The organism is Nocardiopsis sp. LDBS0036 (assembly GCF_041228755.1).
GTDB classification, from domain to species: Bacteria; Actinomycetota; Actinomycetes; order Streptosporangiales; family Streptosporangiaceae; genus Nocardiopsis; species Nocardiopsis dassonvillei.
This window is the reverse complement of the sequence record NZ_CP141103.1, coordinates 5,305,741-5,330,026: the sequence shown is the minus strand read 5'-3', so window position 1 is coordinate 5,330,026 and position 24,286 is coordinate 5,305,741. Positions and strand designations below refer to the sequence as shown.

The 24,286-nt window shown below is 72.4% G+C and carries 23 protein-coding genes and 1 pseudogene; 5 read left to right on the top strand and 19 right to left on the bottom strand.

What is annotated here, in order from left to right; all coding sequences use genetic code 11:
- The 4 genes from UIS43_RS22815 (at window position 1) to UIS43_RS22800 (ending at window position 6,557) form a co-directional block, all read left to right on the top strand.
- Entirely contained in the window at window positions 1-1,389 is a 1,389-nt protein-coding gene (locus UIS43_RS22815; protein ID WP_013151303.1) for a phosphotransferase, read from the top strand.
- 468 nt (window positions 1,390-1,857) lie between these two features.
- On the top strand, window positions 1,858-3,999 hold the full coding sequence (gene glgB / locus UIS43_RS22810) for a 1,4-alpha-glucan branching protein GlgB (protein WP_041553017.1): 2,142 nt from the start codon (window positions 1,858-1,860) through the stop codon (window positions 3,997-3,999).
- A 217-nt stretch (window positions 4,000-4,216) separates the two neighbouring features.
- Window positions 4,217-4,879: a GNAT family N-acetyltransferase gene (locus UIS43_RS22805; protein ID WP_013151301.1), complete on the top strand. Its 663-nt coding sequence runs from the start codon at window positions 4,217-4,219 to the stop codon at window positions 4,877-4,879.
- A gap of 250 nt (window positions 4,880-5,129) precedes the next feature.
- Window positions 5,130-6,557, top strand: coding sequence for an APC family permease (locus UIS43_RS22800; RefSeq protein ID WP_370011654.1), 1,428 nt, complete (start codon window positions 5,130-5,132; stop codon window positions 6,555-6,557).
- A 44-nt stretch (window positions 6,558-6,601) separates the two neighbouring features.
- Here the strand turns inward: UIS43_RS22800 and UIS43_RS22795 are convergent, their stop codons facing one another.
- From UIS43_RS22795 to rpsB, 6 genes are all read right to left on the bottom strand, one after another.
- On the bottom strand, window positions 6,602-7,783 hold the full coding sequence (locus tag UIS43_RS22795) for a pyridoxal phosphate-dependent aminotransferase (protein ID WP_013151299.1): 1,182 nt from the start codon (window positions 7,781-7,783) through the stop codon (window positions 6,602-6,604).
- Window positions 7,784-7,876: 93 nt separating this feature from the next.
- Window positions 7,877-8,812: a phosphatidate cytidylyltransferase gene (locus UIS43_RS22790; RefSeq protein ID WP_013151298.1), complete on the bottom strand. Its 936-nt coding sequence runs from the start codon at window positions 8,810-8,812 to the stop codon at window positions 7,877-7,879.
- A 3-nt stretch (window positions 8,813-8,815) separates the two neighbouring features.
- Window positions 8,816-9,373, bottom strand: coding sequence for a ribosome recycling factor (frr, locus tag UIS43_RS22785; protein ID WP_013151297.1), 558 nt, complete (start codon window positions 9,371-9,373; stop codon window positions 8,816-8,818).
- 46 nt (window positions 9,374-9,419) lie between these two features.
- Window positions 9,420-10,145: a UMP kinase gene (gene pyrH / locus UIS43_RS22780; RefSeq protein WP_036552624.1), complete on the bottom strand. Its 726-nt coding sequence runs from the start codon at window positions 10,143-10,145 to the stop codon at window positions 9,420-9,422.
- A gap of 183 nt (window positions 10,146-10,328) precedes the next feature.
- Window positions 10,329-11,165: a translation elongation factor Ts gene (gene tsf, locus UIS43_RS22775; RefSeq protein ID WP_013151294.1), complete on the bottom strand. Its 837-nt coding sequence runs from the start codon at window positions 11,163-11,165 to the stop codon at window positions 10,329-10,331.
- Window positions 11,166-11,289: 124 nt separating this feature from the next.
- The gene (gene rpsB, locus UIS43_RS22770) at window positions 11,290-12,234 is read right to left on the bottom strand and encodes a 30S ribosomal protein S2 (protein ID WP_013151293.1); all 945 of its coding nucleotides are present in this window, start codon (window positions 12,232-12,234) and stop codon (window positions 11,290-11,292) included.
- Window positions 12,235-12,399: 165 nt separating this feature from the next.
- Between rpsB and UIS43_RS22765 the strand changes: the two are divergent.
- Window positions 12,400-12,942 (top strand): annotated as a pseudogene (locus UIS43_RS22765) (M23 family metallopeptidase); the annotation flags it as partial.
- Window positions 12,943-13,207: 265 nt separating this feature from the next.
- Here the strand turns inward: UIS43_RS22765 and UIS43_RS22760 are convergent.
- The 13 genes from UIS43_RS22760 to ffh form a co-directional block, all read right to left on the bottom strand.
- Complete coding sequence (locus UIS43_RS22760) at window positions 13,208-14,077, bottom strand: tyrosine recombinase XerC (RefSeq protein WP_370011649.1); 870 nt, start codon at window positions 14,075-14,077, stop codon at window positions 13,208-13,210.
- Window positions 14,078-14,079: 2 nt separating this feature from the next.
- A complete protein-coding gene (locus UIS43_RS22755; protein ID WP_013151291.1) occupies window positions 14,080-14,436 on the bottom strand; it encodes a RidA family protein in 357 nt (118 codons plus the stop codon).
- Window positions 14,437-14,782: 346 nt separating this feature from the next.
- A complete protein-coding gene (locus tag UIS43_RS22750; protein ID WP_041552183.1) occupies window positions 14,783-15,949 on the bottom strand; it encodes a DNA-processing protein DprA in 1,167 nt (388 codons plus the stop codon).
- A gap of 32 nt (window positions 15,950-15,981) precedes the next feature.
- Window positions 15,982-17,505, bottom strand: a complete 1,524-nt coding sequence (locus UIS43_RS22745; RefSeq protein ID WP_013151289.1) for a YifB family Mg chelatase-like AAA ATPase — start codon at window positions 17,503-17,505, stop codon at window positions 15,982-15,984.
- Window positions 17,505-17,870, bottom strand: coding sequence for a YraN family protein (locus tag UIS43_RS22740; RefSeq protein WP_013151288.1), 366 nt, complete (start codon window positions 17,868-17,870; stop codon window positions 17,505-17,507). The genes UIS43_RS22745 and UIS43_RS22740 overlap by 1 nt, the downstream gene beginning before the upstream one ends.
- A gap of 152 nt (window positions 17,871-18,022) precedes the next feature.
- Window positions 18,023-18,352 carry a DUF2469 domain-containing protein gene (locus tag UIS43_RS22735; protein ID WP_013151287.1) on the bottom strand — a complete coding sequence of 110 codons (330 nt, stop codon included), beginning with the start codon at window positions 18,350-18,352 and terminating at the stop codon, window positions 18,023-18,025.
- A 206-nt stretch (window positions 18,353-18,558) separates the two neighbouring features.
- Window positions 18,559-19,434, bottom strand: a complete 876-nt coding sequence (gene lepB / locus UIS43_RS22730; protein WP_117197733.1) for a signal peptidase I — start codon at window positions 19,432-19,434, stop codon at window positions 18,559-18,561.
- Window positions 19,435-19,526: 92 nt separating this feature from the next.
- A complete protein-coding gene (rplS, locus tag UIS43_RS22725) occupies window positions 19,527-19,871 on the bottom strand; it encodes a 50S ribosomal protein L19 (RefSeq protein ID WP_019608682.1) in 345 nt (114 codons plus the stop codon).
- A gap of 186 nt (window positions 19,872-20,057) precedes the next feature.
- Complete coding sequence (gene trmD / locus UIS43_RS22720) at window positions 20,058-20,822, bottom strand: tRNA (guanosine(37)-N1)-methyltransferase TrmD (protein WP_013151284.1); 765 nt, start codon at window positions 20,820-20,822, stop codon at window positions 20,058-20,060.
- Between the two features lie 11 nt (window positions 20,823-20,833).
- Window positions 20,834-21,346 (bottom strand): ribosome maturation factor RimM, encoded by a 513-nt coding sequence (gene rimM, locus UIS43_RS22715; RefSeq protein ID WP_013151283.1) that lies wholly within the window; start codon window positions 21,344-21,346, stop codon window positions 20,834-20,836.
- A 137-nt stretch (window positions 21,347-21,483) separates the two neighbouring features.
- Window positions 21,484-21,726 carry an RNA-binding protein gene (locus UIS43_RS22710; RefSeq protein WP_013151282.1) on the bottom strand — a complete coding sequence of 81 codons (243 nt, stop codon included), beginning with the start codon at window positions 21,724-21,726 and terminating at the stop codon, window positions 21,484-21,486.
- A 1-nt stretch (window position 21,727) separates the two neighbouring features.
- Window positions 21,728-22,192, bottom strand: coding sequence for a 30S ribosomal protein S16 (gene rpsP, locus UIS43_RS22705; protein WP_013151281.1), 465 nt, complete (start codon window positions 22,190-22,192; stop codon window positions 21,728-21,730).
- Window positions 22,193-22,594: 402 nt separating this feature from the next.
- Window positions 22,595-24,190, bottom strand: a complete 1,596-nt coding sequence (ffh, locus tag UIS43_RS22700) for a signal recognition particle protein (RefSeq protein ID WP_013151280.1) — start codon at window positions 24,188-24,190, stop codon at window positions 22,595-22,597.
- Window positions 24,191-24,286: the final 96 nt, after the last annotated feature.

Below are 24,286 nucleotides of genomic sequence, written 5' to 3'. Positions count from 1 at the left end.
ATGTCCCAACTCGAAGAACTCCTGGCCGTCTGGCTACCGAGACAGCGCTGGTTCTCCGGCAAGGGGATCCCCATCCGCCAGATCCGGGTCGAGAGCAGGTACACGCTGGTGACGTCGGGCCCCGACGGCCCGGACCTGAACGTCCTGGTCCTCCAGGCCGGGCAGCGGGGCCGCAGTTCCCGTTACCAGGTGCTGCTGGGTTCGCGGCCGCCGCGCTCCCTGCCACCGGACCTGGCGCGCGTGGCCATCGGCGTGTGCCAGGTGGCGGGCGGCAGACCCAGGGTGGTCTACGACGCCGCCCACGACGAGGAGCTGACCCGGATGCTCCTGGAGCGGTTCGCCGCCCCCACCGGGGCCGAACCCTCCGGAAAGGTGCGCTTCCGCAGCCTGCCGGGCGACAGCGTCCGCACCGGGTCATCCGGGCGGCTGCTCACCGGCGAGCAGTCCAACACGTCGCTGGTCTTCGGCGAGGACTACATCCTCAAGACCTTCCGCAGACTCTGGCCCGGGCCCAACCCGGACCTGGAGCTGAACATGGCCCTGTCGGGAACCCCGTACGTGGCCCGGCCGTGCGGGTGGATCGAGGCCGACCTGGCCGGGCACTCCACACCCACGACGCTGGCCATGCTCCAGACCTACATCCCGCACGCCACGGACGGGTGGGTGCTCGCCACCGCCAACGTGCGCGCCCTGTTGGAGGGGCCGGGGGACGGGCGCGAGTCCGCGTTCACCGACGAGGCGGCCCAGCTGGGCCGCACCACCGCCGAGGTGCACCGGTCGCTGGCCCGGACCCTGCCCACGGACGTGCTCACCCCGACGGGCGCGGCCGAGATGGCCGACGCCATGGTGGAGCGCCTGGCGATGGCCAGCGCCGAGGTGCCGGAGCTGGCCGAGCACGCGCCCCGGGTGATGGAGGCCTACGCCGACTTCTCCGAGGTGGACGAGCCGCTGCCGATACAGCGCATCCACGGCGACTACCACCTGGGGCAGGCGATCCGGACCGCGTCCGGATGGGTGCTGCTGGACTTCGAGGGCGAGCCCACCGTGCCGGTGCGCGACCGCCAGCGCCTGTCCAGCCCGCTGCGGGACGTGGCGGGGATGCTCCGCTCCTTCGACTACGCGGCCGGGTACCTGCTGATCGGGCACCCGGGCGACCCCGGTCTGGAGTGGGCGGCCCGCTCCTGGGCCCGGCACAACCGGGAGGCGTTCTGCCGGGGCTACGCCGACGGCGGCGGGGCCGACCCGGAGAAGCACCTGGCGGTCCTGCGGGCCTTCGAGTTCGACAAGGCCGTGTACGAGGTGCTGTACGAGGCCCGGAACCGGCCGAACTGGCTGCGGGTCCCGCTGGAGTCCATCGCCACCGCCGCCGCGCCTCCCGTGCCCGGTTGAGCACGTCGGCGGCCGCCTCCCGAGCGCGGCGGCCGCCCCTTCGACCACCACGCCCCCCGATCCGTCCGCACGAGTACCACGGAGTCCGCATTGACCTCGCCGCGCAGCGAACAACGTCCGCGTGCCAGCGCAGCCAAGACTGCGACGAACGGGAAGAACCCGAAGAAGAAGGCCGTGGAGAGCATCCCGGTCGTGGAGGAGGTGTCGGTCGCCGAGACGGCGGCCGCGGTGGAACCCGCCGCCGGGAAGCCCGCGGGGGGCAAGGCGGCCAAGGCCGTCAGGAAGGCCGCGACGGCGGGGACCGGTGAGAAGGCCCCGGCAGCCTCCAAGGGCAGGGCCTCCGCGAACGGGAGGGCCGCAGCGAAGGGCAGGGCCGCGACGAACGGCAGGGCCGCGACGGCGAAACCACCGGCCGCCTCCCGGCGCAAGGGGCCCGACCCCGAACTGGTCGCCGCCCTGGACCGGCTGGTGGACGGCCACCACCACGACCCGCACGCGCTGCTGGGCGTGCACGCCGAGGGCCGGGGCACCGTGGTGCGGGCCCTGCGGCCGGGCGCGGTGGAGGTGCACGCCGTCCTGGCCGACGGCTCGCGGCTGCGCCTGGACCACCTGCACCGGGGCGTGTTCTCCGCGAAGGTGTCCCGGAGCAGGCTCGGCTCCGTGCCCGACTACCGGATCAGCGCCCGCTACGAGGACGGCGCCGAACACGTGGCCGCCGACCCGTACCGGTTCGCGCCGACCCTGGGCGAGCTGGACCTGCACCTGATCGGCGAGGGCCGCCACGAGGAGCTGTGGAACGCCCTCGGAGCGCACGTGCGGGTCGAGGACACCGCGATGGGCGAGGTGGCCGGAACCCGGTTCGCGGTGTGGGCGCCGGACGCGCGCGGCGTGCGGATGATCGGCGACTTCAACCACTGGAGCGGCGTCGGGCACCCGATGCGGAGCCTGGGATCCAGCGGTGTGTGGGAGCTGTTCGTGCCCGGGATCGGTGAGGGCGGCCTGTACAAGTTCCAGGTCCTGGGCGCCGACGGGCACTGGCGCGACAAGGCCGACCCGATGGCGCGGTGCACGCAGATGCCGCCCGCGACCGCCTCCGTGGTCACCTCCTCCACGCACGTGTGGTCCGACCAGGAGTGGATGGCCGAGCGCAAGGGCGTGGAGCAGCACCGGGCGCCGATGAGCGTGTACGAGGTGCACCTGGGCTCCTGGCGGCCCGGGCTGGGCTACGCCGAACTGGCCGAGGAACTCGTCGCGTACGTGACCGACATGGGGTTCACGCACGTGGAGTTCCTGCCCGTGGCGGGCCACCCCTACGACGGTTCCTGGGGATACCAGGTGACCTCGTACTACGCGCCCACGCCCCGGTTCGGCACGCCGGACGAGTTCCGCCACCTGGTGGACGCCCTGCACCGCGCGGGGGTCGGCGTGCTGCTGGACTGGGTGCCCGCGCACTTCCCCAAGGACGAGTGGGCGCTGGCCCGCTTCGACGGGAGCGCGCTGTACGAGCACCCCGACCCGCGCCGGGGCGAGCACCCGGACTGGGGAACGCTGATCTTCAACTACGGGCGGACCGAGGTGCGCAACTTCCTCGTGGCCAACGCCCTGTACTGGTTGGAGGAGTTCCACGTCGACGGCCTGCGGGTGGACGCGGTGGCCTCGATGATCTACCTGGACTACTCGCGCGACTCCGGGGCCTGGGAGCCGAACGTGTTCGGCGGCAGGGAGAACCTGGAGGCGATCGACTTCCTCAAGGAGCTCAACACCACCGTCTACCGGCGCAACCCGCACGTGGCGATGATCGCGGAGGAGTCCACCGCCTACACGGGCGTGACCACGCCGGTGGACCACGGCGGGCTCGGCTTCGGGTTCAAGTGGAACATGGGGTGGATGCACGACACCCTGGAGTACGTCAAGAAGGAGCCGGTCCACCGCCAGTACCACCACGACGACGTCACGTTCTCGATGGTCTACGCCTACAGCGAGAACTACGTGCTGCCGCTGTCGCACGACGAGGTGGTGCACGGCAAGCAGTCGCTGTTCAACAAGCCGCCCGGCGACGAGTGGCAGCGGTCGGCGACCCTGCGCGCGCTCCTGGCGTTCATGTGGTCCCACCCGGGCAAGCAGCTGCTGTTCATGGGCGGGGAGATCGCCCAGGGCGACGAGTGGTCGCACCGGGAGGGCGTGCCGTGGTGGCTGCTCCAGTTCGAGCACCACGCGGGGGTGCAGCGCCTGGTGCGGACGCTCAACGAGGCCTACCGGCCCCGGGCCGCGCTGTGGTCCCAGGACACCGAACCGGCGGGCTTCACCTGGCTGGACGGCGGTGACCGCGAGGGAAACACGCTGTCGTACCTGCGCCACGGCGACGACGGCTCTGTGCTCGCCTGCGCGGTGAACTTCTCGCCGGTGCCCCGTACGGGGCGGCGGATGGGCCTGCCCTCCGGGGGCCGGTGGAACGCGGTGCTCAACACCGACGAGGCGCGCTTCGGCGGGTCGGACCACCCGGCGCCCGCCCGCGTGGACGCCGAGCCCGTGCCCTGGGACGGGCAGCCGTTCTCGGCGGAGGTCGTCCTGCCCCCGCTCGGCGCGGTCTGGTTCGAGCCCGGGTCCTAGGCGGTGTCCTCTCCGGGCCTTCGCTTCGCTTCGTCCCACCCGCCGCCCGCCGCCTCCAGAACCCTGTGGGCGCCCGAACCGGCCCCCGTGAGCTGAGGCCGGTCGGAAAGCAGCATCCCAGCGGAGCGACCGGTGCGGCGCCCGGGCCCCTTTCGGCCCGGGCGCCGAACTGTGTATCTTATACACTGTATTTGATACACAGTTGAGGGGTGCCGTTGTGGCCAGTACCGAGATCCGGACCTTCCGCGAGGACGACCGCGCCGAACTGCGGGCGCTGTTCGCCCGTGCGGGCGAGGGGTCGCCGTCGGGAACGCTCTGGGGGCACCTGCCGTCCGAGGCCGCGATCTACCTGGATCCCTACATGGACCACGTGCCCGAATCACTCCTGGTCGCCCTGGTCGACGGACGGATGGCGGGTTACCTGACCGGCTGCCCCGACCCCTCCGCGATGCCCGGGGAGAGCGAGCTCATGGACCGCGCGATCCGGGAGCACCGGCTCGCGCTGCGGCGAGGACCGGCGGCCTTCTTCGCCCGGGCCCTGCTGGACACGGCGGTGTCCGCCCTCCGGCGCAGGCCTGCCGCGGGCGAGCTCTCGGACCCGCGCTGGCCCGCCCACCTGCACGTCAACGTCGAGTCCCGGGCACGCGGCACCGGCGTGGGCGCCGCTCTGGTGCGCGAGTGGCAGGACCGGCTGCGCGAGCAGGGATCCCGCGGCTGCCACCTGCAGACCCTCGTGGAGAACACCGGTGCCGTGCGCTTCTTCGCGCGGGCCGGGTTCGAACCCCACGGACCGGCCCCCGTGGTGCCGGGCGTGCGCTTCGAGGGAGGGCACGTGCACCAGCGGACCATGGTGTGGAGTCCGTCGGCCTCCCGGTCCTGAGAGGCCGCGCTCACGGACGGACGCCTGGCCGTCCGCCAGGAACACCCACCGCGTCCGACCGCCGAACCGCGCGTTCGCGGGTGGGACGTCCGCGCCGGTCGGCGGCGGGGCCCGGACGCCGCCCCGGTACGCAAGTGGTGTGAGTGGCGGAAGCGAAACAGGAGCAAAAACCTCCGCGACGGGCCCTTCCGCTCACCGCCGCCGCGTGCTTGTGTGTCCTGCACCACAGGCACGACCGTTGGGAGACCCCGTGTCCGACAACAGCCAGAGTTTCGTCCGGGTGCTGGGAAGGGGTGACGTCCTCGCCCTCGGCTTCGGCGCGATGATCGGCTTCGGCTGGATCGTGCTGGTGGGCGACTTCGTGAGCGCGGCGGGCAGCGCGGGCGCGGCGCTGGCCTTCGTGATCGGCGGCGTCATCATGGCCTTCGTCGGCCTCGCCTACGCCGAGCTCGTCGCCGCGATGCCGCACGCGGGCGGGGAGCACCACTACGCCATGCGCGCCATCGGCCCCAAGGGGGCCTTCACCGCCTCCTGGGCCATGATCCTGGGCTACGTCTCCGTCGTCGCCTTCGAGGCCGTGGCCGTCCCCCAGACCCTCGTCTACCTCTTCCCCGACATGGCGGTCGGCCGCCTGTGGACCGTCGCCGGGTACGACGTCCACGCCGGTCTGGTCGCCGTCGGCGTGGCCGCGGCCGTGCTGATGACCGCCGTCAACTACGTCGGCATCAAGCCCGCGAGCGTCTTCCAGACCATCGCGGTGCTGTTCCTGCTGTTCACCGGGGCCGCCATGGTCACCGGCGCGTTCGTCGGCGGTTCCGTGGACAACATGCGGCCGCTGTTCACCGGCGGCGCCCCGGGCATGTTCGTGGTCCTGGTCGCGGTCCCGTTCCTCTTCGTCGGCTTCGACGTCATCCCGCAGTCGGCCTCCGAGATCAGACTCCCGTACCGCGTGGTCGGCACCCTGCTGGTGCTGTCGGTGTTCTGCGCGACCGCCTGGTACGTGATGGTCATGCTGACGGCGGGCTCGGGTCTGGGCCCGGCCGAACTGGCGGACTCGGAACTGGCCTCCGCCGACGCCGTCGCCGCCATGTGGGACAGCGCGACCATGGGCAACCTGCTCGTCCTCGGCGGCGTCGCGGGCCTGCTCACCAGCTGGAACGCCTTCCTCATCGGCGGCAGCCGCCTCATCTACGCCATGGCCGCCTCGCGGATGCTCCCGGCCTGGTTCGGCCGCCTGCACCCGCGCTTTCGCACCCCGTCCAACGCCGTGCTGTTCGTCGGAGCGCTCTCCCTGGTGTCCCCGTTCTTCGGCGAGCCGATGCTGGGCTGGCTGGTCAACGCGGGCGGCCTGAACATCGTGGTCGGTTTCGTCACGGTGGTGGTCAGCTTCCTCGTACTGCGACGCCGCGAACCCGCCATGGAGCGGCCCTTCACCGTTCCGGCGGGCGTCCCCGTCGGCGTGGTGGCCCTCGTGCTGTCCGTGGGGCTGCTCCTGCTCTACCTGCCCGGCATGCCCGCGGCGCTGAGCTGGCCCAACGAGTGGCTGATGGTGCTCGTGTGGTGGGTGGCCGGGGCCGCCCTGATGTGGCGTCTGCCCCGGATCACCGCGGGCCCCGACGCCGAGCGGCGCCTGGTCGAGGTGATGGACGCGCGCTCGCGCCCGGACCCGCGGGCCTGACGGACGCCGCCGTGCGCTCCGGTTGAGCGCACGGCGGCGGGTTCCTACCGCCCGCGCGCGTGCCAGCCGGAGAGGCGGGCGACCGCCTCGTCCAGGACCTCGTCCCTCTTGCAGAACGCGAACCGGAGCAGGTGCGCGCCCTCCTCCCGATGGTCGTAGAACACCTGGGCGGGCACCGCCGCCACCCCGGCCTCCCGGGGCAGCGCGCGGGCCACCTCCACCCCGTCGGCGTACCCGAGCGGACGGATGTCGGCCATGACGAAGTAGGTGCCCTCGCACGCGTCCACCTCGAAACCGGCCCCGGTCAGCCCCTCCACCAGGCGGTCGCGCTTGCCCTGGAGGGCGGTGCGCTGGGCGGCGACCCACTCCTCCTCCTGGTCGATGGCGTCGGCCGTGGCCAGCTGGAGCGCGCCGTTCGCGGAGAAGGTGAGGAACTGGTTCACCGTGCGCACCGCGCTGACCAGCGGTTCGGGCCCCATCACCCAGCCGGTCTTCCACCCGGTCACGGCGAACATCTTGCCGACCGAGGACACCGACAGCGTCCGCTCGCGCATGCCCGGCAGGGTGGCCAGCGGCACGTGCGGCCGCCCGTCGAAGGTGAGGAACTCGTACACCTCGTCGGTGAACGCGATCAGGTCGTGCTCGCGGCACACCCGCGCGACCTCTTCCAGCTCCTCGGCGGTGAACACGGTCCCCGTGGGGTTGTGCGGCGTGTTCACCAGCACCATCCGGGTGCGGGGGCCCACGGCCGCGCGCAGCTCCGCGGGGTCGAAGGTGAACCGGCCGGACACGGGGTCCGGCCGCAGCGTCACCGGTCTGCGCACCCCGCCCGCCAGCGTGATCATGGCGGCGTAGGAGTCGTACATCGGCTCGAAGACGATCACCTCGTCACCGCGCTCCACCAGGGCGAGCACCGCGGCCGCGATCCCGGCGGTGGCGCCGACGGTCACGTAGACCTCGGTGTCCGGGTCCAGCTCGATGCCGTAGTGGCGGGCCCGGTACCGGCTCACCGCCCGCCGCAGCTCGGGACGGCCCGGACCGGGCGGGTACTGGTTCACCCCCTCCAGGATGTGCCCGGAGGCGGCCTCCAGCAGGGAGCGGGGACCGTCGGTGTCGGGGAACCCCTGCCCCAGGTTGACCGATCCGGTCTCCACGGCCAGCCGCGTCATCTCGGCGAAGACCGTCTCGCCGTACACGCGCATTCGTTCGATCAGCGGTTCTTCCACCCGACGAGCGTATCCACCCGCCCGGTCGGCGGGCCAGACGCGGGGACGCCGACGGGGCGGGCCCCCGGGAGGACCCGCCCCGTCCGCCGCCGCCTACAGCAGCAGGCTCAGCACCATCCACGTCACGGGACCGGCGATCAGCAGCGAGTCCAGGCGGTCCATGAGGCCGCCGTGCCCGGGCATGAACCTGCCCATGTCCTTGACCCCGAGGTCGCGCTTGAACAGCGACTCGATGAGGTCCCCGACGGTAGCGGCCAGCACGACCGCCAGGCCCAGGACCACGCCGACCCACCAGGGGCCGTCCAGCATGAGCGTCACGCACAGCGCGCCCGCGACGGCGCAGCCCACGACCGATCCGCCGAAGCCCTCCCAGGTCTTGTTGGGGCTGATCACCGGCGCCATCTTGTGCCGGCCCAGCAGGATGCCGGCGAAGTACCCGCCGATGTCGCTGGAGATCGTCACCACGATGAACGTGACCAGGCGGTACTGGCCGTCCTCGGGATGGGAGATGAGCAGCAGCCACGTGCCGAAGAGGAACGGCAGGTACACCAGGGTGAACAGGTTCGCCGCGACGTCGGCCACGAACCCTTCCGTACCTCCGCGCAGCCGCCACACCAGGGCGACGATCGCGGTCAGCGCGGTCGTGCCCACCAGCCAGTCGGTTCCCCCGAAGTAGGCGGCGACCTGCATGGCCACGCCGCCGACGGCCAGCGGTACCAGTGCCAGGCCCATGCCCTTGCCCGCGAACGCCCGGTTGACCTCGCGCAGGCCGATCAGCACCCCCAGGGAGGTGATGATCGTGAACAGCTGGGGCAGGGGGAAGATGGAGAAGAACACGAGGGCGCCCAGGGCGCACCCGCTGGCGATGGCCACCGGGAGGTTGCGGCCCGTCCGGACCGGCTCACCCCCCGGTTTGTGCAGCACGAAGCGCTGCCCGTCCGGATCGGGACCGCCCCGCGGCCCGCCGCCGGGTCTGTGCTCGGGCGAGCGGTCATCGCCTCCCGAGTCGCTGGAGGAAGGAAGGGTCACCGGCTAAACCTCGAGCAGTTCCGATTCCTTGTGCTTCAGCAGCTCGTCGACGGACGCGACGTACTTCGAAGACAGCTCGTCCAGCTCGGCCTGGGCGCGGTGCGCCTCGTCCTCGCCGATGTCGCCGGACTTGACGGCCTTCTCGAAGGTGTCCTTGGCGCGGCGGCGGACGTTGCGGATCGAGACCTTGCTGTCCTCGGCCTTGGTCCGCGCGACCTTGACGTACTCCTTGCGGCGCTCCTCGGACAGCTCGGGGAAGACCACGCGGATGACCTGGCCGTCGTCGGAGGGGTTCACGCCCAGGTCGCTGTTGCGGATGGCGTTGATGATGTCGGTGCGCGAGTTGACGTCGAACGGCGAGATGACCACCATGCGCGGCTCGGGGACCGAGAAGGAGGCCAGCTGGTTGATCGGCGTCCGGGCACCGTAGTAGTCGACGGTGATCTTGTTGAAGGTCGCCGGGGTGGGGCGTCCGGTGCGGATCGTGGCGAAGTCCTCCTTCGCCACGGTCACGGCCTTCTCCATCTTCTCCTCGGCCTCGAGGAGGGTCTCTTCGATCATGTGGGCGCTCCCTGGTGTCGTGGCTTGCTGTGGTCGCGGAGGCTGTCTAGACCGGGGTCGGCCCGACGATGGTGCCGATCTTCTCACCGCGTACCGCGCGCAGGATGTTGCCCTGGCTCATCAGGTCGAACACGACGATGGGCAGCCCGTTGTCCATGCACAGGCTGACCGCGGTGGCGTCCATGACCTTGAGGCCGCGGGTGAGGACCTCGTTGTAGTTGAGCTTGTCGAACTTGACCGCGTCGGGGTTGCGCTGGGGGTCGGAGTCGTAGACCCCGTCGACCTGGGTGCCCTTGAGGACCGCCTGCGCGCCGATCTCCAGCGCGCGCTGGGCGGCGGTGGTGTCGGTCGAGAAGAAGGGTGCGCCCAGACCGGCGCCGAAGATGACCACGCGGCCCTTCTCCAGGTGGCGGACGGCGCGGCGGGGGATGTAGGCCTCGGCGACCTGGCTCATGTGGATCGCGGTCTGCACGCGGGTGTCCACACCGAGCCGCTCCAGGAAGTCCTGGAGGGCGAGGCAGTTGATGACGGTGCCGAGCATGCCCATGTAGTCGGCGCGGCCGCGCTCGATGCCGCCCTCGGTGAGCTGGGCGCCGCGGAACATGTTGCCGCCGCCGACGACCACCGCGACCTGGATGCCCTCGGAGACCGCCTCGGCGATGGACTCGGCCACGTACTGGACGACCTCGGGGTCGATGCCCAGGCCGCCGCCGCCCGCGAACGCCTCTCCGGAGAGTTTGAGCATCACGCGCTTCCACCCGGAACCGTGCATCGCCGGTTCGGTGCTCGTCGCTTCGTTCACAGCCTGTGGCCTCCCTTGTCGTCCCCGAGCGGCACAGGGTCCCCCGAGTGATCCTCGATGCGGTCGGCCGGGCTCACGCGCCCCGCCACCCGCCCATATCCACCGAAGGTGCCGGGGAGCAGTCTCCCCGGCACCTCCATCATCTCAAAACCCTCAGGCCTGGCCGACCTTGAAGCGGACGAAGCGCTTGACGGTCACGCCCGCCTCGTCGACGACCTTCTGGACCGTCTTCTTGTTCTCCTTGACGAACGGCTGGCCGAGCAGCGTCACGTCCTTGAAGTAACCGTTGAGGCGGCCCTCCACGATCTTGGGGATGGCCTGCTCGGGCTTGCCCTCCTCGCGGGTGGTCTGCTCGGCGATGCGGCGCTCGTTCTCCACGACCTCGGCGGGGACGTCGTCCCGACCGATGTACTGCGGGGCCAGCGCGGCGATCTGCTGGGCGAGGTCCTTGCCGACCTCCTCGTCAGCCTTGTCCAGCTCGACCAGGACGCCCATGGTGGGGGGCAGGTCCGGGTCGGACTTGTGGAGGTAGCTGGCGACGTAGGCGCCCTCGAACTTGGCGAAGCGGCGGAACTCCAGCTTCTCGCCGATGACCGCGCTCTTGGCCTCGATGAAGGACTGGAGGGTCTTGCCCGGCTCGATCTCGGCGGCGGCGACGGTGGCGAGGTCGTCGCTGTCCTGGGCGGCGACGAAGTCGGCGACCTGGTCGGCCAGCGCGATGAACTGGTCGTTCTTGGCGACGAAGTCGGTCTCGCAGTTGAGCTCGACGAGGGTGGCCTTGCCTTCGGACTCCTGCTTGAGGACGACCATGCCCTGGGCGGCGGTGCGCTCGGCGCGCTTGCCGACGTCCTTGGCACCCTTGACGCGCAGGGCCTCGACGGCCTTGTCGAAGTCGCCGTCGGCCTCGGTCAGGGCCTTCTTGCAGGCCATCATGCCGGCGCCGGTCATGTCGCGCAGCTTCTTGACGTCCGCGGCGGTGAAGTTCGCCATGACTGTTCTCGGATTCCCTTGGAGTGGAGAGTCTGTACGGAAAGTGAAGCGGATCCGGTCCCGGGCACCGAGCGGCCGCCCCGCCGGGAGCGGCGGGGCGGCGACGGTGCTCGGAGGCACGGAACTACTCGGCGTCGGGGGCCTTCGCGGGCGCGTCGACCGGGGAGTCCTCGGAGGTGGCCTCGGCCGGGGCCTCGGCGGCGACCTCGTCGGCCGGGGCGACGGCGGCGGTCTCGACCGGGGCCTGCTCGGCGGCGGCCTCGGCGGCCTCGACGGGAGCCTCGGCCGAGTCGGCCTTGCCCTCCAGGAGCTCGCGCTCCCACTCGGCCAGGGGCTCCTCGGCGGACTTGCGCTCGCCGGAGGCCTCGGAGGCGCCGGAGCGGGCCATGAGACCGTCGGCGACGGCGTCGGCGACCACGCGGGTGAGCAGGCTGACGCTGCGGATCGCGTCGTCGTTACCCGGGATCGGGTAGTCGACCTCGTCCGGGTCGCAGTTGGTGTCCAGGATGGCCACGACCGGGATGTTCAGCTTGCGAGCCTCGCTGATCGCGATGTGCTCCTTCTTGGTGTCCACGATCCAGACCGCGCTGGGCACGCGGGACATGTCGCGGATACCGCCGAGGGTGCGCTCCAGCTTCTCCTTCTCACGGCGAAGGTTGAGGAGCTCCTTCTTGGTGAGCGAGGAGCCGGCGACGTCGTCGAAGTCGATCTCCTCCAGCTCCTTGAGGCGCTGGAGCCGCTTGTGCACGGTGGAGAAGTTGGTGAGCATGCCGCCCAGCCAGCGCTGGTTGACGTAGGGCATGCCGACGCGGCGGGCCTGCTCGTCGATGGCCTCCTGCGCCTGCTTCTTGGTGCCGACGAACAGGACGGTGCCGCCGTGGGCGACCGTCTGCTTGACGAACTCGTAGGCGCGGTCGATGTAGGCCAGCGACTTCTGGAGGTCGATGATGTAGATGCCGTTGCGCTCGGTGAAGATGAAGCGCTTCATCTTGGGGTTCCAGCGACGGGTCTGGTGCCCGAAGTGGACGCCGCTCTCCAGGAGCTGGCGGATCGTCACGACTGTGGCCATGACCTGGTCCTCCTTGATGGTGGCGGGGAGGGGCCCCGCCCTCGGTTGTTCCTGACGCCCCGGCCGTACCGCCGCACCGCCCGGAGGCGGCACGGACCGCGGGTGCGGCCCCTCGCTGAGGAGGCTCGTGGACGTGCGTATTGTGATCGGCCCGACGGGCCACAGATGATTCTATCTCCATCGGGAATACGTCGGGACCTGCGCCGCGTGGCGCCCCCTTTCCGCGGCGGGGTCGTCCACAGGCACGGACTCCCCCTGGTGTCGCGGCCCCCGCGTCCGGACCCTGGAGGTATGGCCCCCTCACTGCTCCTGACCCTGTCCCTGGTGTTCTCCCTCCTGTCCCCGCACCACCCCGCCGAGGCCGACTGGCGCTGGCCGGTGGACCCGCCGGTCCGGGTGCTGCGCCCCTTCGACCCGCCCGAACAGCGCTGGCTGCCCGGGCACCTGGGCGTGGACCTGGCCGCTGAGCCCGGCCAGGAGGTCCGCGCGGCCGGTGCCGGGCGGGTGCACTTCGCGGGCCGGGTGGCGGGCACACCGCTGGTGAGCGTGACCCACGGCGACCTGCGCACCACCTACCTGCCGGTGGAGTCCGACCTGGTCCGCGGCGACCCGGTCGCCGCCGGGGACGTTCTGGGCACGCTCGCCGCCGCGCCGCCGCACCGCCCGGACCGGCCCTGCCTGCACTGGGGCCTGCTCCGCGGCGACGACCACCTCGATCCGCTCTCCCTGCTCGGCCTGGGCGAGTTCCGCCTGCTGCCGGTCCCGCCGCCCGCCTCGCCACACGGGCGCGGACGGCCCCGGCCCCGCCGACGCCCACCGACGGCGGAGCGGACGGCTCCCGGGCCCCGGAGGACCGCCCCGTGCGGGCGGTGCCGCGTCCGCGCCCTCCCGCCCGCCACCGCGGGCGGGGCCGCGGGCGCGCGGTACGCCGACCGGGCGCGCCGAGACGGGACCGAGGCGGCGCGGGGAGCGGTCAGGCGCGGGGGTGGGCCCGGCGGTAGGTGTCGCGCAGGCGCTCCACGGACACGTGGGTGTAGATCTGCGTGCTGCGCGGGCTGGCGTGGCCCAGGAACTCCTGCACGCTGCGCAGGTCGGCGCCGCCGTTGAGCAGGTGGGTGGCCGCGCTGTGCCGCAGACCGTGCGGCGCGCTGTCCGCACCGACGGCGCGCAGGTGGGCGTGCACGTCCTCGCGGGCCTGGCGGACGCCCAGGCGGCCGCCCCGCGCCCCCAGGAACAGCGCGGAGCCGCTGGTGGCGCCCGCCATCTCCGGGCGGCCGCCGCTCAGCCAGGCGTCGAGGGCGTCCAGGGCCGGACCGCCCACGGGAACCGTGCGCTCCTTGGCCCCCTTGCCCAGGACGCGCACGGTGTCGCGTTCGCGGTCCACGTCGGCGAGGTCCAGAGCGCACAGCTCGGCGACGCGCACGCCGGTGGCGTAGAGCGTCTCCACCACCGCGCGGCGGCGCAGGCCGGTCGGGGTGCCCTCGGTCTCCCCCGCGAGCGCCGCGGCGGCCTGGCGCTCGTCGAGCACCATGGGCAGGGAGCGCTGCTGCGCCGGGCTGGCCAGGCGCGGGCCGGGGTCGGCCGCCAGCACGCCCTCGCGGTGCAGGAACCGGGTGAACGCGCGGACGGCGGCCACGCGGCGGGCCACGGTGGCGCGGCTCGCGCCCGCGTCGCGGGCACGGGACAGCCACCCGCGCACCAGGTCCACGTCCAGGTCCCGCACGCTCCGCCCCCGCTCCTCCAGGTGTGCCAGGAGGGAGCGCAGGTCGGCCAGGTAGCCGCGCACGGTGTGGGGCGAGCGCCCCAGCTCGCCCGACAGGTGCGCGGCGAAGCTCTCCAGCACGCCTACCTCCCGGAGGGCAGACAGGCGACCCCCTCGACCTCCACGAGGTGGGTGGGGTCGACCAGTCCGCTCACCTCCACCAGGGAGGCGGCGGGCAGGTGCCCGTCGGGCAGGCACTCCAGCAGGGCGGAGCGGAACTCCTCCAGGTCGGAGATGTGGCGCAGGTAGTAGGTGAGCTTGACCAGGTGGCCCAGATCCGCGCCGTGGCGGGACAGGACGGCCTCCAGGTTGCGGAAGATCTGGCGCGTCTGCCCCCCGATGTCCCCGGCGACCTCTCCCCCGGGCCCCTCGGGGGTCTGTCCGGAGACGAACAACAGCGGCCCGTCCGCCACCAGGGCGTCACTGTAGGGTTTGGTCATGGCGTCACCGTACCCGTCATGCGGGGCGCGCTACCGTCGCCGCACGCCGGTCCGCGTGCCACCCCCGGGACCGCGTACCGGCTCCGCCCCCGCGCGTGCCGCCCCCGGGACCGCGGGTAGCCCGGATGGAGTTCCGCCACCGCTTCGCCCCGCCCGGGCCGAAGACCGGATGTGGCGGGAGCGGACCACGGAGCGTACGCGGCGCGCGGGACCCGTCTTCGCCAGGCCCGGCGGCCGTAGCCGTCCACGGTGCCGCACGGCCCCGGCGGCCGTCCGGCGGCCCCTGACCGCCCCGACCCCGCGGCGCACGCCGGGAACCGGCTTGCCGGTCGCGGCCTCCGCCCGCTCACTGCGGCAGCCGCCAGCCCGACGGACAGCGCTCCACCAGTCCGGCCGCGGCCAGCATCCCCAGGGAGCGCAGGGTCCTCTCCAGACGGGTCCCGCTGGCCACGGCGATCACCGCGGGCCCGGCGCCGGACCTGGGCACCGCCGCCAGGACGCGGGCGCTGTCCTGGTCGAGCTCGGCCGACACCCGCAGCGGCCCGGACTCCGGCGGCAGCTCACCCAGCGCGCTCACCTGGGCGACGACGTCGTCCGCGCAGGTGACGCAGCTCGCGTTCCAGTCTCGGAGCAGCAGGTGGCAGCCCACCGACATCGCCGAGGTGACCGGGCCGGGGACCGCCATCAGCGCCCGGTTGAGCTCGGCCGCGTGCGAGGCGGTGTTGAGGGCACCGCTACGCCGTCCGGCCTCCACCACCACCGTGCCCGGGGTGAGCGCGGCGATCAGCCGGTTGCGTACGAGGAAGTCCGGTGCGCGCGGGGTGGCGCCCACCGGCCGCTCGCTCACCAGCACCCCGGTGCGGGCGACGTCGGCGAACAGGCCCGCGTGCCCGCGCGGGTAGTCCACGTCCAGCCCGCAGGCCAGCACCACGACCGTGCCGCCGTGGGCCTGGGCCGCCCGGTGCGCGGCCCCGTCGATCCCGTAGGCGCCGCCGGAGACCACCACGACCGCGCGCTCGGCCAGCTCGTAGGCCATCTCCGCCGCCACGTGCTCCCCGTAGGGCGTGGCCGAGCGCGCGCCCACCACGGCCACCGAGCGCAGGCACAGGTGACGCAGGTCCCCCGCGCCGCGCACCCACAGTCCGTGCGAGCGCCGCCCTCCGGGCAGGTCCAGTTCGTCGAGGCGGCCCGGCCACTCGGGGTCCCGCGGGGCCACGAAGCGGATGCCGGCCGCCGCCGAGTCGCCGAGCAGCCCGTCGGGGTCCACCGCCCGCGCCGCGGCGCCCCACCGCGCCCACCTGCGTTCCAGAAGGGTCTGCGCCTCCGGTCCCGGGCCGTCCTCCCCGGCTTCGACAGGCACCGGCGGCGGGTGCGCCCCCGCCGCCAGCAGCGCCCACACCCGTTCCGCGCCGTGCTCGGCGAGCATCGCCCCCAGCCACAGGTCCCCCGGCGGGGCCACCGCCGTCAGGCAGGCCCGCGCCCGCGCGTCCGCCTCGTCCTCCGCGTCCCGCACCGTCCCCCCGCTCCCCTCCGTCGTGTCCGTGTTCACCACGCGCGCCCCGCCCAGAGCGCGAAGGCGTAGGCCGCCTCCTCCTCGCCGGGGCGGTCCCGGTCGGCGAGGTCGGCCAGGGTCCAGGCGACCCGCAGGGCGCGGTCCACCCCCCGGGCGCTGATCTGTCCGAGGTCCATCGCTCTGCCCAGCACCCGCAGCGCGGCGGTCTCCACCGGGAACTCCCGGCGCAGCTGCGCCCCGGGGATGGCCGCGTTGGTGGTCCAGGGCGTGTGCGCCAGCCGCTCGGCGGCGCGGGCGCGGGCCTTCTCCACCCGGGCGGCCACCACCTCGGAGGACTCGGCGAAGGCGCGGTCGGCGAGCAGCTCGGCCCTCGACACCGGTTGCAGCTCCACCTTGAGGTCGATCCGGTCCAGCAGGGGCCCGGACAGGCGGGAGAAGTAGCGGCGCCGCTCACCGGCGGGGCAGGTGCACAGGGCGCCGGGTTTGGCGCAGGGGCAGGGGTTGGCGGCCATCACCAGCTGGAAGCGGGCCGGGAAGGTCACCGTCGAGGAGGCGCGGGCCAGGACCACCTCGCCGCGCTCCAGGGGTTCGCGCAGGGAGTCCAGCACCCCGCGCCCGAACTGCGGGGCCTCGTCGACGAAGAGCACGCCGCGGTGGGCCTTGGACACCCAGCCAGGCGTGGGGTAGCCGCTGCCCCCGCCGATGATCGAGGCCCGGGTGGAGGTGTGGTGCGGAGCCGCGAAGGGGGGCGCGGTGACCAGGGGCGCGCCGGGCGGCAGCATGCCCGCCACCGAGTGGATCGCGGTGGCCTCCAGCGCCTCGGCGGGGCTGAGCGGGGGCAGCACGGTGGGCAGGCGTTCGGCGAGCAGGCTCTTGCCGGTGCCGGGAGGCCCCAGCATCATGAGGTTGTGGCCGCCGGCCGCGGCGATCTCCACCGCGCGGCGGGCCACCGGCTGCCCCAGGACGTCGGACAGGTCGGGCCCCTGGCCGCGCGGCTCCCGGGGACGGGGCACGGCCTCCGCCTCGTGCGCCTCGGGAAAGTACTCCCCGCGCAGCCACTGGCACAGGTCCATCAGGCTGTCCACCGCCGTCACCTCGGCGCCGGGCACCAGCCGGGCCTCGGCGGCGTTCCCCCGCGCGACGACGAACCTGCGGTAGCCCTGCTCGGCGGCCGACACGACCGCCGGGAGGACCCCCAGCACCGGCCGTGCCCGGCCGTCCAGGCCGAGTTCCGCGATGAGGACGCTGTCCTCCAGCCGCTCCACCGGCACCGAGCCCGCCGCGGCGAGGACGGCGGCGGCGATGGCCAGGTCGAACAGGCTCCCGGACTTGGGCAGGCTGGCCGGGGACAGGCTGATGACGATCTGGCCGCTGGGCCACTCCTCGCCGCTGTTGACGACGGCGGCGCGGATGCGGTCCCTGGCCTCGCGGAGCGCGGCGTCGGGCAGCCCCACCAAGGTCACCCCGAAGTCGCCGCCGCCCAGGTGCACCTCCACCTCGACGATGTGCCCCTGGACGCCCAGCAGGGCGATGCAGCGGGTGCGGGCGAGCGTCATCATGCCATCCCCCGCTCATGGGAGACGAACACGCGCCCGCCGCTGATCAGGACGCAGACGCCGTCCACACGCAGGGGGTGGGCGGGCACCCGGTGCCGGACCGCCCAGGCGTGTCCGAGGCGGCGCAGGCGGCGCCTCTTGTCGGGGGTGATGGCCTCCACCGGGTGCCCGTGCCGGACGGAGGTACGGGTCTTGACCTCCGCGACGACCAGGACGGGACCGTCCCGGGCGACGATGTCGATCTCCCCGTCGGGGATGCGCCAGTTGCGGGCGACCACCCGCATCCCGGCGCGTCGGAGGAAGGCCGCGGCGAGGTCCTCGCCGCGGCCGCCCAGCGTCCTTCGGTACTCGGCCCACCGGTCCAAGGTCGACCACCTCCCGTAACCACGGTCGGTGATCTCCGTTCACGGCGCCAGAGCCGGTTCTCTCCTGTGGAAAACCCCGGCGGCGTCCGGAGGAGGGAGGCCGGACCCGGGGGCCGGGCCCCCGGGGTCTCCCCGGCCGCCCGATGGCCGGATCAGCTCTGCCCGCTCCCCTCTGCGGGCGGCATCTCCAGGTCGGCCTTGGTGATCTCCTCGACGTTGACGTCCTTGAACGTCACCACGCGGACGTTGCGGACGAACCTGGCCGGACGGTACATGTCCCAGACCCAGGCGTCCTCCATCACGACCTCGAAGTACATCTCCCCGTTCTCGGTCGAACGCGGCTGGAGGTCGACGTGGTTGGTGAGGTAGAACCGCCGTTCGGTCTCCACCACGTAGCTGAACAGACCGACGACGTCGCGGTACTCGCGATAGAGCTGGAGCTCCATCTCGGCCTCGTACTTCTCCAGGTCCTCAGAACTCATCCACGCGCTCGCTTTCGTCGCACTCTCCGGTCGTGGTGTGCCGGTCCCCTCCCACCCGGACACCGCCGACGGCCGGGATGTTCCCGGTCGACGGCGGCCCCGCGCGTCGGGGGACGCCGATACCGTCCAGCCTCCATCATGCGTCACGGAAGGGCCCCGTGTACTCCGCCGTGCGGATTTTCTCGTCGGACCGCCCGCGCGGTACGTCACTCGTCCGCGGCGTTGAGCTCCTCGAAGGACTCGGGGATGCTGAGCGGGCCGATCTGCCCGGCCGGCCAGATGATCACGAAGGCCCGTCCCACGACGTGGTCGATCGGGACCGCGCCGCCGCCGGGGTTGTTCTGGTTGAGCCGCGAGTCGGAGGAGATCGCCCGGTGGTCCCCCATCAGCCACAGGTGTCCCTCGGGCACCTCGATCGGGCCGAACTCGGTGTGCGTGGCCACGCTGCCCGGGTACAGGTAGGCCTCTTCTTCGAGGGGGACCCCGTTGACCAGGACGCGGTTCTGCTCGTCACAGCACTCCACGGTGTCACCGGGCAGGCCGATGACCCGCTTGATGTACTCCTTGCCCGTGGGCGCCGCGCCCAGCTGCTGCTGCACCCACGTGAACGCGGCCGAGACCGGGTTGGTGGGCTCGGGGACCGACACGGTGTTCGGATCGTCCCAGGACCCGTTGCCGTCGAAGACGACCACCTCGCCGCGCTCGATGTCGCGGAGCTCGTAGACGACCTTGTTGACGAGCACCCGGTCCCCGACGAGGAGGGTGTTCTCCATCGAGGTGGAGGGAATGTAGAAGGCCTGCACCAGCCAGGTCCTGATCACGAACGCCAGGACCACGGCGATCACGATCAGGACGGGGAGTTCCTTCCAGAACGACCCCTTCTTCTCGGTGCTCTGGGACTTGCTCATCTCGTCGTCCGCCCCCTCATCCGGCTCCTCGCCGTCGGTACCGGAGACAGCACTGGCTCCCGAGCTCTCATGAGCTCGGGAGCCAGTGGCGGAGTCGTGCTCCTCCGGACCGGGCTGGGCGGATTCCTCGTCCTGGACCCCGTCCGAGCCGAGGTCCTTCTCGTCTTTGCTCATCGAGCCGAAGCCTATCCTGCCTCCCTGGCGGGAGCGGAGAGATTCGACACGGAAAAACGCCGGGAGGAGGCCCCGGGCCACCCGGTCGCGGACTAGCGGCGCTCGCGGATGCGGGCGGCCTTGCCGCGCAGGTCGCGCAGGTAGTACAGCTTGGCGCGACGCACGCGGCCGCGGGCGGCGACCTCGTACTTCTCGATGGCCGGGGTGTGGATCGGGAAGGTACGCTCCACGCCCACGCCGTAGCTCACCTTGCGGATGGTGAAGGTCTCGCGGTTGCCCGAGCCCTGGCGGCGGATGACGACGCCCTTGAAGACCTGGACACGGGTACGGTTGCCCTCGGTCACACGGACGTGGACGTTGAGGGTGTCACCCGGACGGAACTCCGGGACGTCGGAACGAAGCTGGGCCTTCTCCAGCTCCTGAATGGCGGTGTGCATCTCGCGAATCCTCATCGATAGCGCTCCGCGTCCTGCTCCCCGGCAGGGGAGGGGGTACGCGGGCGAGGGCCCGAATGGGTCTGTACTGTCGAACCGCCCGGGTGACCGTCACAGAGGCCGACGTCGTACCGCCGGCATGCGGATGCCGCCGGTCACCGAGGGGGAACCCACCCAGTCTGCCACATCTCAGGTGGCGTCTCGAACGGCCTCCTCGGCCAGGACCTCCCGGTCGCGCCGGTCCAGCGCCTCCTCGGGCAGGGCCTCCACCAGGTCGGGGCGGTTGCGCGCGGTCTTGCGCAGAGCCTGGTCGCGGCGCCAGCGGTCCACGGCGCCGTGGTTGCCCGACAGCAGCACCGGCGGCACCTCCCGGCCGCGCCAGGTGGCGGGTTTGGTGTAGACCGCCCCCTCCACGAGGTTCTCCATGCCGCCGGAGGCGAAGGAGTCCTGCACCGCGGACTCGGTGTTGCCGAGGACGCCCGGCAGCAGCCGGGTGATCGCCTCGACCATCACCAGCGTCGCGGACTCGCCGCCGTTGAGCACGTAGTCGCCGATGCTGACCTCCTCGACGGGCATCCGCTCCGCGGCGTCCGCCGCGACCCGCGAGTCGATGCCCTCGTAGCGGCCGCAGCCGAAGACCAGCCGCTCCTCCTTGGCCAGGCGCTCGGCGTCGGCCTGCCGGAAGGGGCGTCCGCTGGGAGTGGGCAGGATCAGCCGCGCGGGGCCCTCGCCCACGACCTCGTCCAGCGCCTCGCCCCACGGCTCGGGTTTCATCACCATGCCGGGGCCGCCGCCGTAGGGGGTGTCGTCCACGGTGTTGTGGCGGTCGTGGGTCCAGGAGCGCAGATCGTGCACGCGCACGTCGAGCAGCCCGGACACGCGGGCCCTGCCGATCAGGGACAGGTCCAGGGGGCCGAAGTACTCGGGGAAGATGCTGATGATGTCGATGCGCACGGCGCGCCCCTTCAGTCGGCGAGGTCGAGCAGGCCGGGCGGCGGGTCGATGACGATCCGGCCGCCGGCCACGTCCACCTCGGGGACCAGGGCCGCCACGAAGGGCACGTACACCTCCGCGCCGTCCGGGGTGGTCACCACCAGGAGGTCCTGCGCGTGGTGGAGCACGTCCGCGACCGTACCGACCGGCTCCGCGCCGGTGGTCACCGCGGCCAGGCCGATGAGTTCGTGGTCGTGGAACTCGTCCGGGTCCTCCAGCGGCGGGATGTCCTCGGAGTCCACGAGCAGGGCGGTGCCGCGCAGCCCCTCCGCGGCGTCGCGGTCGGCCACGCCCTCGAAGCGCACGAGCAGGCGGCCGCTGTGGCGGCGCGTGGAGACGACGGTGAGCGGACCGGCCTCGGCCGGGTCGGTGGCCAGCACGGAGCCGTCGGCGAACCGGGCCGCGGGGTCGTCCGTGCGCACGTCCACCGCGACGTCGCCGCGGACGCCGTGCGCGCGGCCGATCCGGCCGACAACGAGTCGCATGGGGATTCTTCCTTCCGCCCCTCGGGGGGTGAGAAAACTGTGCCCGGGACCGGGCGCGTGCGGTGGGCACGGGCCCCGGGGTCCCGGGCACGGCTGCGGGGCGCCGACCGCTGGCGGTCGGCGCCCCGAGAGGCGCGTCAGCGCACTTCGTGCAGGTCCAGCAGGTCCACGCGGACGTAGCGGCCCCCGGCCAGGGCGCCGATGACGGTCCGCAGGGACTTGGCGGTGCGGCCGTTGCGGCCGATCACCTTGCCGAGGTCGTCGGGATGGACCCGGACCTCCAGGACTTTGCCCTTGCGGAGCCGCTTGGCTCTCACCTGGACGTCGTCGGAGTTCGCAACGATCCCCTTCACGAGGTGCTCAAGCGCCTCTTCCAGCACGTCAGGCCTCGCCCTCGGACTTCTCAGTCTCGGTGGTCTCGGCGGTCTCGGCGGGCTTGTCCGCCTTGTCCGCCTTCTTCTCGGACTTGCGGCCCTTGCCCTTGCCCTCGGCGCCGGGGAGCACGAGCTCCTTCAGAGCGGCCTGGAAGGCGGCTTCCTTGGCCTCGGGGTCCTTGGCCTCGGCGACCTGGAGCGGAGCCGGGGCGGGCAGGCCCTTGAACTTCTGCCAGTCACCGCTCTTGCGCAGGAGGACCTTGACCGCGTCGGAGGGCTGGGCGCCCACGGACAGCCAGTACTGGACCCGCTCGGAGTCGACCTCGATGAGGCTCGGGTGCTCCTTGGGGTGGTACTTGCCGATCTCCTCGATCGCCTTGCCGTCCCGCTTGGTGCGGGCGTCGGCGACGATGATGCGGTACTGGGGCGTACGGATCTTGCCCATACGCTTGAGCTTCAGTTTGACAGCCACTGGAGTGGTCTTCTCCCGATTAACGGTGTAAGGCGCCCGGCGGCGAAACCACGTGGGGTTGCGGCACCCGACGGGACAGACGTGGGTGGCGGGCTAGTTAGAGGGCTGGCCCGGCACCGTTAGTCGACTACTCATTGTGCCAGACGCGGACGTGTTCCCCGGACACGACACCGGAACATCTGTGCACGGATGGGCGGCGGACGCGGAGGCGGCCCGTCCCCGGAACGTGGACGGGCCGCCCCGCCCGGTCTCCCGGGCGGCGCCGACCGCCCGCCTCCGGGGAGGCGGGCACGCGATCCGGGCCGTGGGCCCGTCCGCGTCCGCGGTGCGGTCGGTCGCGCCACACGCATGGTAGCGCTCCGCCCGTCGGCCGACGGGCGCGAGGGCCGCTACCGGCCGCGCCTACTGCTTGGGCAGCTTGAAGTTGGACAGGTCGGGCATGTTGGGGCCGCCGAAGCCGGGCGGGAGCGTGGGCTGGCCGCCGCCTCCCAGGCCCGGGGGCAGCTGCGGCGGCTGCTGGCCGCCCTCCTCCTGGCGGCGCTGGCGCTCGGCCGCGCGGTCGGCCTCCTGCTGGCGGGCCTTCATCGGGTTGCCGCTGCGCTGCTTGCCCTTCTTGGCCTTCTTGGCCTGGGCCTTGGCCTTCTTGCGGTTGGCACCGCCGCCCATGCCCGGCATCCCGGGCATACCCGGCATGCCGCCGCTCTTCATCTTGCGCATCATCTTCTGCGCCTCGAAGAAGCGGGTGACCAGGCCGTTGACATCGCTGACCTGGGTGCCCGAACCGTTGGCGATGCGCAGGCGGCGCGAGCCGTTGATCATCTTGGGGTTGGCGCGCTCGCCCGGGGTCATCGACTGGATGACGGCCTGGATGCGGTCCAGGTCCTTGTCGTCGATGCTGTCGATCTGCTCGCGCATCTGGCCCATGCCGGGCATCATGCCGAGCAGGTTGCCGATCGGGCCGAGCTTGCGGACCATCTGCATCTGCTGGAGGAAGTCGTCGAGCGTGAAGTCCTCGTCCGACGCCATGGTCGAGGCCATCTTCTCGACCTCGGCCTCGTCGAACGTGCGCTGGGCCTGTTCGATGAGGGTGAGGACGTCACCCATGTCCAGGATGCGCGAGGCCATCCGGTCCGGGTGGAAGAGGTCGAAGTCCTCCAGCTTCTCGCCGGTGGACGCGAACATGATGGGGCGGCCGGTGATGTGGCGGATGGACAGGGCCGCGCCGCCGCGCGCGTCGCCGTCGAGCTTGGTGAGCGCGACCGCGTCGTAGCCGACCCCGTCGAGGAAGGCCTGCGCGGTGTTGACCGCGTCCTGGCCGATCATCGCGTCGACGACGAAGAGGATCTCGTCCGGGTTGACCGCGTCGCGAATGTCCGCGGCCTGCTGCATCATCTCGCTGTCCACGCCGAGGCGGCCAGCGGTGTCGATGATCACCACGTTGTGGTTGTTGCGGCGGGCGTGCTCGACGGACTGGCGGGCGACCTGGACGGGGTCGCCGACGCCGTTGCCGGGCTCGGGCGCGAACACGGGGGTCCCGGCGCGCTCACCGACCACCTGGAGCTGCGTGACGGCGTTGGGGCGCTGGAGGTCGGCGGCGACCAGCAGCGGCGTGTTGCGGTCGGCGGCCAGCCACCGGGCGAGCTTGCCCGCCAGGGTGGTCTTACCGGCGCCCTGGAGACCCGCGAGCATGATCACGGTCGGCGGGTTCTTGGCGAAGCGGATCTGCCGGGTCTCGCCGCCGAGGATCCCGACCAGTTCCTCGTTGACGATCTTGATGACCTGCTGGGCCGGGTTGAGGGCCTTGGAGACCTCCTCGCCCCGGGCGCGCTCCTTGATCCGCGCGATGAACTCGCGGACCACCGGCAGCGCGACGTCCGCCTCCAGCAGCGCGAGACGGATCTCCCGCGCGGTCGCGTTGATGTCCTCCTCGGACAGGCGCCCTTTACCGCGCAGCGAGGAGAAGACCGATGTCAGCCGGTCGGAAAGCGTCTCGAACACGAGTGTGGCCAGTCCTTCGTCTCGGAGTTGGTCTCCCAGCCTACCGGCCGGGACCACCTTGCAGTATCCCTCGGCGGGCGGGTCCGGACACGGCCG

Excerpts from the sequence above, each read along its gene's own strand:
- UIS43_RS22815 (WP_013151303.1), top strand. The coding sequence starts at position 1 with ATGTCCCAACTCGAAGAACTCCTGGCCGTCTGGCTACCGAGACAGCGC.
- frr (WP_013151297.1), bottom strand. The coding sequence starts at position 9,373 with ATGATCGAAGAGACCCTCCTCGAGGCCGAGGAGAAGATGGAGAAGGCC.
- pyrH (WP_036552624.1), bottom strand. The coding sequence starts at position 10,145 with ATGCACGGTTCCGGGTGGAAGCGCGTGATGCTCAAACTCTCCGGAGAG.
- tsf (WP_013151294.1), bottom strand. The coding sequence starts at position 11,165 with ATGGCGAACTTCACCGCCGCGGACGTCAAGAAGCTGCGCGACATGACC.
- rpsB (WP_013151293.1), bottom strand. The coding sequence starts at position 12,234 with ATGGCCACAGTCGTGACGATCCGCCAGCTCCTGGAGAGCGGCGTCCAC.
- UIS43_RS22755 (WP_013151291.1), bottom strand. The coding sequence starts at position 14,436 with ATGACCAAACCCTACAGTGACGCCCTGGTGGCGGACGGGCCGCTGTTG.
- UIS43_RS22745 (WP_013151289.1), bottom strand. The coding sequence starts at position 17,505 with ATGACGCTCGCCCGCACCCGCTGCATCGCCCTGCTGGGCGTCCAGGGG.
- UIS43_RS22735 (WP_013151287.1), bottom strand. The coding sequence starts at position 18,352 with ATGAGTTCTGAGGACCTGGAGAAGTACGAGGCCGAGATGGAGCTCCAG.
- lepB (WP_117197733.1), bottom strand. The coding sequence starts at position 19,434 with ATGAGCAAAGACGAGAAGGACCTCGGCTCGGACGGGGTCCAGGACGAG.
- rplS (WP_019608682.1), bottom strand. The coding sequence starts at position 19,871 with ATGCACACCGCCATTCAGGAGCTGGAGAAGGCCCAGCTTCGTTCCGAC.
- rimM (WP_013151283.1), bottom strand. The coding sequence starts at position 21,346 with ATGCGACTCGTTGTCGGCCGGATCGGCCGCGCGCACGGCGTCCGCGGC.